Source organism: Kribbella sp. NPDC054772 (assembly GCF_053611945.1).
This window is the reverse complement of the sequence record NZ_JBSHBJ010000006.1, coordinates 305,297-312,085: the sequence shown is the minus strand read 5'-3', so window position 1 is coordinate 312,085 and position 6,789 is coordinate 305,297. Positions and strand designations below refer to the sequence as shown.

The following is a 6,789-nucleotide window of genomic DNA, read 5'->3' as shown; positions in this document are numbered from 1 at the left end:
CCAAAAACAAAAACCAACCCAACATCTTTTAAATAATAATACGTAATAAGAGATGTTGTAAAGTATAGTGGGATAGGAGATGTGTATAAGAGCCAGGGAATAACCTGTGCAACGCCCCCGGTTTGTGTGTCACCGCCCGGTGGCTGGCAGCGCGGCGTGACGGTTTCCACAGCGGGTACGGCGTGTGCGCGGCGCTGAGCCTGTCAGGATGAGGCATGCCTGATTCGCTGGAGGATCTGGTCGAGCTGCTCGACCTGGAGGAGATCGAGGTCGACCTGTTCCGGGGTCGTCAGCCGCAGACCTCGATGCAACGCGTGTTCGGTGGTCAGGTCCTCGGCCAGGCGCTCGTCGCGGCCAGCCGGACGGTCGACCCCGAGCGCGTCGTGCACTCGCTGCACGGGTACTTCCTGCGCGGTGGAGACACCTCGGTGCCGATCGTCTACCGCGCGGAGCCGACGCGGGACGGTGGTTCGTTCAGCAGCCGGCGCGTGGTGGCGTCGCAGCACGGGAAGCCGATCTTCTACATGTCCGCGTCGTTCCAGAGTCCCGAGCCGGGTCTGGAACACCAGGATCCGATGCCGGAGGACGTCGTACCGCCGGAGGAGGCTCCGCGGCTGGCGGCCGTACTCGAGGCGCAGTCCGGGCGACCGGCCGCTGACTGGGATCGGGAGTGGTCCGCGCTCGACGTACGCCTGGCAGGTGTCACCGGGCGCCAGTTCTGGATCCGCGCCGCGGGCAAGCTGCCCGACGATCCCGCGCTGCACGCGTGCGTGCTCGCCTACGCCAGCGATCTCACGCTGCTCGGCGCCAGCCTGCTCCCGCACGGCATCGTGATCGGCGACCGCCGCATCCAGCCCGCGTCGCTGGACCACGCGCTGTGGTTCCACCGCCCGTTCCGCGCCGACGAGTGGCTGCTCTACGACCAGGCGTCCCCGTCGGCCTCCGGAGCCCGAGGCTTCGCCACCGGCCGCCTCTACACCGAGTCCGGCACCCTGACCGCGTCGGTCGCGCAGGAGGGCCTGATTCGTCCTGTCGGCCTGGACACCGACCTGCTAACCTGACGCCGTGATCAAGCGCGCTGCAGTGACGACGACGCCGGAGTATGTCCCGGCGCGCTGACAGCTGACTGTCGAACGAAGCCCCGGGGCGAGTGCCCCGGGGCTTCGTCGTTCCCGTGGTCCCTCGCCCCACCCCAGACGAGGAGACCACCGATGAACGAGCACATGTACGACCACCGCAAGATCGGCCGCGAGCTCGGCCTGTTCGACTCCGACCCGTTGATCGGGGCCGGACTGCCCTACTGGCTGCCCGCCGGTGCCGCGGTCCGCCGGGCGCTCGAGAGCTACATCGTCGAGGTCGAACGAAGAGCCGGCTACCAGCAGGTTTATTCGCCCGCGCTCGCCAAACGCGAGTTGTACGAGATCTCGGGCCACTGGGCGAAGTACCACGACGAGATGTATCCGCCGATGGACATGGGCGTCGAGCAGCTCGTCCTGCGCCCGAGCATCTGCCCGCACCACGCGCTCATGTACCGCTCCCGCTCGCACAGCTACCGCGAGCTGCCACTGCGGATGTCCGAGCTCGGCGGCCAGTACCGCGCCGAACTGTCCGGCGCGATCGGCGGCCTGAGCCGGGTCCGCGCGATGCAACTGAACGACGCGCACATCTTCTGCCGCCTGGACCAGGTCGCGGACGAGGCCGCCGATGCCTTGCGACTGATCAACCAGGCGTACGCCGACATGGGTATCGCGGCCTCGCGCTACGTCCTCGCCCTGCCGGCTGTCGACGCCGAGTTCAACAGCCCGGCCAGCAAGTACGTCGGTGACGCCGCGAGCTGGGCCGCAGCGGCCGACCTGCTGCGCAACGTGCTCAAGGACGCGGGCATCGACTACGAGGAGGCGCCCGGCGACGCGGCGTTCTACGGACCGAAGATCGACATCCAGATGGAGGATTCGGCAGGTCGCGAGTTCAGCCTGTCGACCGTCCAGATCGACTTCCACCAGCCGGCGGCGTTCGGCCTCGAGTACGTCGGTGCTGACGGCAACAAACATCGGCCGGTGATGGTGCACCGGGCGATCGTCGGGAGCATCGAGCGGGCGATGGCGCAGCTGATCGAGGTGCACGGCGGCGCGTTCCCCGCGTGGCTCGCGCCGGTGCAGGTCGTCGTCCTGCCGATCTCGGACGACGAGGAGGAGATCGCCGCCCGGGTCGCCCGGCGCGCGGTGGACCGCGGGTTGCGGGTCGAGATCGCGCATGCGGACGAGGGCAGTCTGGGCGCGCGGATCCGGGAGAACCGATTGGCGCCGTACCAGGCCGTCATCGGTGCCCGCGAGGCCGCTGCGGGCGACATCGCGGTGCGGGAGCGCGACGGCAGCCGGTGGGATCCAGCCCCGGTCGGTGCCGTGCTGGACCGGATCCGGGAAGAGGCGGAGCCCCAGGCCATCGCAATCGGCCGAAGCGAGGACGCGTGAGCGTGAACACCGCCCCGAGGCGGCGATTGTGATGGCCTGGCGGTTCAGCTCGGCTGCAGCTGGCCGATCAGGTGCGTCAGGTCGTGCGACTCGTCGTACAGCGCGAAGTCGAGCGTCTTGCCGGTCTGCTGGTGGGCGAACTGCACCCGCGACGGGAGCAGCAACGGCTTCCGGAAGTCCACGCGGACCGTGAACCCGTCCGGCAGGTCGCCGGCGCGCTGGACGGACGCGAGCGCGGCAGCCTTGGCCCACATCCCGTGCGCGATCTGGCGCGGGAACCCGAACGCCTGCGCGGTCAGCTTCCACAGGTGGATCGGGTTCCGGTCGCCGGACGCGGCGGCGTACCGGCGGCCGAGGTTGCCGCGCAGGTCCCACCAGGCGCTCGGGCTGAGCACCGGGTCGGGCAGCAGGTCGGCGTGCGCGTCCGGCGTACCGGCCGAGCGGCTCAGCAGCGTGGTGAGGTCGCTCCAGACGAGTTCGTGGTCGACGAACACCTCGCTGATGATGTCGAAGACCGTGCCCTTGGGGTGCGGGCGTTCCGGCGTACTGTGCACGCGGATCGCGGGCTCGGCGTGGATCGGGATCGGCGCCTGCTGCGTGATCGTGTTCGACAGGTGCACGATCCCCATCGGCTTGTACGGGAACGAGGGGTCGGACATCAGGTCGAGGTGCAACGGGAACGCGAGCACATGCGGGTACGTCGCCGGCAGCGTCGGACCGGCCGCGAAACCGGTGACCTCCCGGTACGCCGTCAGGTGGTCCTGGTCGATCGCCGATCGGGGCAGCTCGAGTGTCAGCCCGTCCTCGTCCGGCTCGTAGTCGGCCCGTCGGAGCGTTGCCCGGACGGTCCGCGCGTACAGCGATCCGAGGCCGGGGGAATCGTCGTACCGTCGGGTCGGCACGTCAGGCGCCCAGCATGCTCTGGCCGCAGACCCGGACCACGTTGCCGGTCACGCCGGCCGACGCCGGATCCGCGAACCACGCGATCGTCTCGGCCACGTCGATCGGCAGACCGCCTTGCTGCAGCGAGTTGATCCGCCGCCCGACCTCGCGGATCGCGAACGGCACCTTCGCGGTCATCTCGGTCTCGATGAACCCGGGCGCGACCGCGTTGATCCGGATCTGCCGCTCGGTGAGGGTCGGCGCGAGCGCCTGCACCAGCCCGATCACGCCGGCCTTCGAGGTCGCGTAGTTCGTCTGGCCGTTGTTGCCCGCGATGCCGGCCATCGACGACACGCCGATGATCGAGGCGCCGTCCTTGAGCGCGCCGGACTCCAGCAGGTACTCCGTGATGCGCTCGGGGGCCCGCAGGTTCACATCGAGAACGGCGTCCCACGCGTCGGTCCGCATGTTCACCAGCCGCCGGTCCCGCGTGATGCCGGCGTTGTGGACGACGATGTCGAGCCCGCCGTGCTGCTCCTGCGCGTGCGCGGCGATCCGCTGCGGGGCGTCGACCGCGGTCACGTCGAGCAGCAGTTCGGTGCCGCCGATCTTCGTGATCACCTTGCGCAGCGCGTCCGCGTTCTGCGGTACGTCGACGCCGATGATCGTCGCGCCGTCCCGGGCCAGCGTGTTCGCGATCGCCGCGCCGATTCCACGCGCCGCGCCGGTCACCAGCGCCGTACGGCCGGCGAGTGGGCGGTTCGGGTCGTTGCTGACCAGGGGACCGGTGCCGATCCGGGCGACCTGACCGTCGACGTACGCCGACTTGGGGGAGAGGAAGAAGCGGAGCGTGGAGTCGAGTTGTTCGTGCGCGTCCGGGGCGACGTACACGAGGTTGACGGTCGCGCCGCGCTTCACCTCCTTGCCGAGCGAGCGGGTGAAGCCCTCGAGCGCGCGCTGGGCGACGTGCTGACCGGTGGTGCTCGCGAGTTCCGGCGTACGGCCGACGACGATGACGCGCCCCGCGGGGGCGAGCTGGCGGATGAGAGGGGAGAAGAACCGCTGCAGGCTGGTCAGGTCCGCGGTCGAGGTCGCGCCGGTCGCGTCGAAGACCAGCGCCTTCGGGCGGATCTCGCTGGACGCGACACCCTCGGCCGCCGTGCTGAACGCGGCGCCGATGTCCCGGAGCAGCGCCTGGATCGCCTTGCCGGCGTCGGTCTCGCCGATCGCGCCGAAGACGACCGGTCCGTCGATCACCGGGCAGCCCTCGAACCAGCGGGGCAGCGGCGTCGGGTCCGGCAGACCAAGGTTCTTCACCAGGGTCTGCCCGAGCGGCGTCCGGGTGAAGGTCTGGTAGCGATCCGTCATCTCAGCTCCTACTTCTCGAGGATGGCGACGACACCCTGGCCGCCCGCGGCGCAGATCGAGATCAGGCCGCGGCCGCCGCCGTTCTCGTCCAGTTGCTTGGCCAGCGCGGCGACGATCCGCCCACCGGTCGCCGCGAACGGATGACCCGCGGCCAGCGAGCTGCCGTTCACGTTCAGCTTGTCCCGATCGATCTCCCCGAGAGGCGCGTCGAGACCCAGTCGTTCCTTGCAGAAGATCGGGTCCTCCCACGCCTTCAGGGTGGACAGTACCTGGGAGGCGAAGGCTTCGTGGATCTCGTAGTAGTCGAAGTCCTGCAGAGTGAGACCGGCGCGGGCCAGCATCCGCGGTACGGCGTACGCGGGGGCCATCAGCAGACCCTCGGAACCCTTCACGTAGTCGACCGCTGCGGTCTGCGAGTGCGTCAGGTACGCGAGCGGCCGCAGACCGTGCTCGGCCGCCCATTCGTCGGTCGCCAGCAGCACGGTCGACGCGCCGTCGGTGAGCGGCGTGGAGTTGCCTGCCGTCATTGTCGCGGTCTCGCCCTTGCCGAACACCGGCTTGAGCTTGGCGAGCTTCTCGATCGTGGTGTCCGGCCGGAGGTTCTGGTCCTTCTCGAGCCCGAGGTACGGCGTGATCAGGTCGTCCTGGAAACCACGGTCGTACGCCCGCGCCAGGTTGACGTGGGACCGGTACGCGAGCTCGTCCTGCGCCTCCCGCGTGATGCCCCACTCGAGCGCGGTGAGCGCCGCGTGCTCACCCATCGACTTGCGGGTCCGCGGCTCGGCGTTCCGCGGGATCTCCGGTACGACGTCCTTCGGGCGCACCCGGGCGAGGACCTTCAGCCGGTCCGGGTACGTCTTCGCGCGGTTCAGGTCGAGCAGGACGTTGCGCAGCCGGTCGTTCACCGCGATCGGCGCGTCCGACGCGGTGTCGACACCACCCGCGATCCCGGCGTCGATCTGCCCGAGAGCGATCTTGTTCCCGACCAGGATCGCCGCCTCCAGCCCGGTGCCACAGGCCTGCTGGATGTCGTACGCCGGGGTGGTGGGCGCGAGCTTCGAGCCCAGGACGACCTCGCGCACCATGTTCCAGTCGCGGGCGTGCTTGAGGACCGCGCCGGCGACGACCTCACCCACCTCCTGGCCGCCGAGGCCGGTCCGGTCGACCAGACCGTTCAGCGCTGCGGTGAGCATGTCGGAGTTGGAGGCGTGCCGGTAGGTCTTGTCCTGCCGGGCGAACGGGATCCGGTTTCCGGCGACCACGGCCACCTTGCGCGGTTCGGTCACGATGTCTCTCCTGCTCTAGTGGAGCGGGTCTTCTTGGTTGTCAGTGCCTTTTGCCCCACCGCGGTGGCGAGGGTGGCAGTGATAGCGGTCGACCGGACGGTGCCGACATCGGCATGATGCACCACCGGGTGGCCAGGCCGGCTCCCCGACACGATCAACCCGACTCTTGCCATGTGCAACGATCCGAGCGTCTGCGTGTACAGGTGGTTGGCGAGGTAAGCGGTGTCCACCTCGTCGAACACGCCGGTGCGCTGGCCGGCCTCGAGAACTTTGGCGATGCGATCCAGTGCCGCCGCCATCGCCGTACCGAGTTTGACCATCACCGGCTCGGTGATCTCGCCGAACAGCTCCTCACCGCTCCTGCGCAGCAGGCTCATCGCGCAGTCGGTGAAGGCCGGGTAGGCGAGACAGAAGTCGACGAACGTCTCGCTCAGTGCCTTCAGCCGGTTGAGCGGCGCGCGGCGCGGGTTGTCGGCCGCGGCGAGTCGCTCGTCGAGCTCGCCGAGGTAGTCGACCAGGGTGAGCGCGAACAGCTCCTCCTTGCCGGCGAAGTGCCGGTAGATCAGCGCCTTGTTGATCCCGACCCGCTTGGCGATATCGTCGATCTGGGCGTCGATCGTGCCGCGCTCGTCGAACAGTTCACGGGTCGCGCGGATGATGTCCCGCTCCCGGTCGCGACGACGCTCCGCCGTGGTCCGGCGGCGTCCGATCGCGAGCAGCGCGGAGCTCATGCGTCGATCTTAGCCACAGTGGTGTCACCTGGTGCAAACGACGGTTACACT

At 69.2% G+C, this 6,789-nt stretch carries 6 protein-coding genes; 2 read left to right on the top strand and 4 right to left on the bottom strand.

Annotated features, from left to right (window positions below; genetic code table 11):
* The first annotated feature begins 215 nt into the window (after positions 1–215).
* Together ACWGID_RS13615 and thrS are read left to right on the top strand one after the other, a co-directional pair.
* The gene (locus ACWGID_RS13615; protein WP_452196762.1) at positions 216–1,061 is read left to right on the top strand and encodes an acyl-CoA thioesterase; all 846 of its coding nucleotides are present in this window, start codon (positions 216–218) and stop codon (positions 1,059–1,061) included.
* Positions 1,062–1,211: 150 nt separating this feature from the next.
* A complete protein-coding gene (gene thrS / locus ACWGID_RS13610) occupies positions 1,212–2,471 on the top strand; it encodes a threonine--tRNA ligase (RefSeq protein WP_452196761.1) in 1,260 nt (419 codons plus the stop codon).
* 44 nt (positions 2,472–2,515) lie between these two features.
* On the opposite strand, the gene ACWGID_RS13605 is transcribed toward thrS, so the two are convergent.
* The 4 genes from ACWGID_RS13605 to ACWGID_RS13590 are packed head-to-tail and all read right to left on the bottom strand — an operon-like array spanning position 2,516 to position 6,738.
* Positions 2,516–3,373 (bottom strand): MaoC family dehydratase, encoded by an 858-nt coding sequence (locus ACWGID_RS13605; protein WP_452196760.1) that lies wholly within the window; start codon positions 3,371–3,373, stop codon positions 2,516–2,518.
* A gap of 1 nt (position 3,374) precedes the next feature.
* Positions 3,375–4,721 carry a 3-oxoacyl-ACP reductase gene (locus ACWGID_RS13600; RefSeq protein ID WP_452196759.1) on the bottom strand — a complete coding sequence of 449 codons (1,347 nt, stop codon included), beginning with the start codon at positions 4,719–4,721 and terminating at the stop codon, positions 3,375–3,377.
* Positions 4,722–4,729: 8 nt separating this feature from the next.
* The gene (locus ACWGID_RS13595) at positions 4,730–6,007 is read right to left on the bottom strand and encodes an acetyl-CoA C-acetyltransferase (protein ID WP_452196758.1); all 1,278 of its coding nucleotides are present in this window, start codon (positions 6,005–6,007) and stop codon (positions 4,730–4,732) included.
* Positions 6,004–6,738 (bottom strand): TetR/AcrR family transcriptional regulator, encoded by a 735-nt coding sequence (locus tag ACWGID_RS13590; protein WP_452196757.1) that lies wholly within the window; start codon positions 6,736–6,738, stop codon positions 6,004–6,006. The genes ACWGID_RS13595 and ACWGID_RS13590 overlap by 4 nt, the downstream gene beginning before the upstream one ends.
* Positions 6,739–6,789: the final 51 nt, after the last annotated feature.

Bases quoted from the DNA above. Each gene is read 5' to 3' on its own strand.
- ACWGID_RS13600 (WP_452196759.1), bottom strand. From the start codon at position 4,721: ATGACGGATCGCTACCAGACCTTCACCCGGACGCCGCTCGGGCAGACC.
- ACWGID_RS13590 (WP_452196757.1), bottom strand. From the start codon at position 6,738: ATGAGCTCCGCGCTGCTCGCGATCGGACGCCGCCGGACCACGGCGGAG.
- thrS (WP_452196761.1), top strand. From the start codon at position 1,212: ATGAACGAGCACATGTACGACCACCGCAAGATCGGCCGCGAGCTCGGC.
- ACWGID_RS13615 (WP_452196762.1), top strand. From the start codon at position 216: ATGCCTGATTCGCTGGAGGATCTGGTCGAGCTGCTCGACCTGGAGGAG.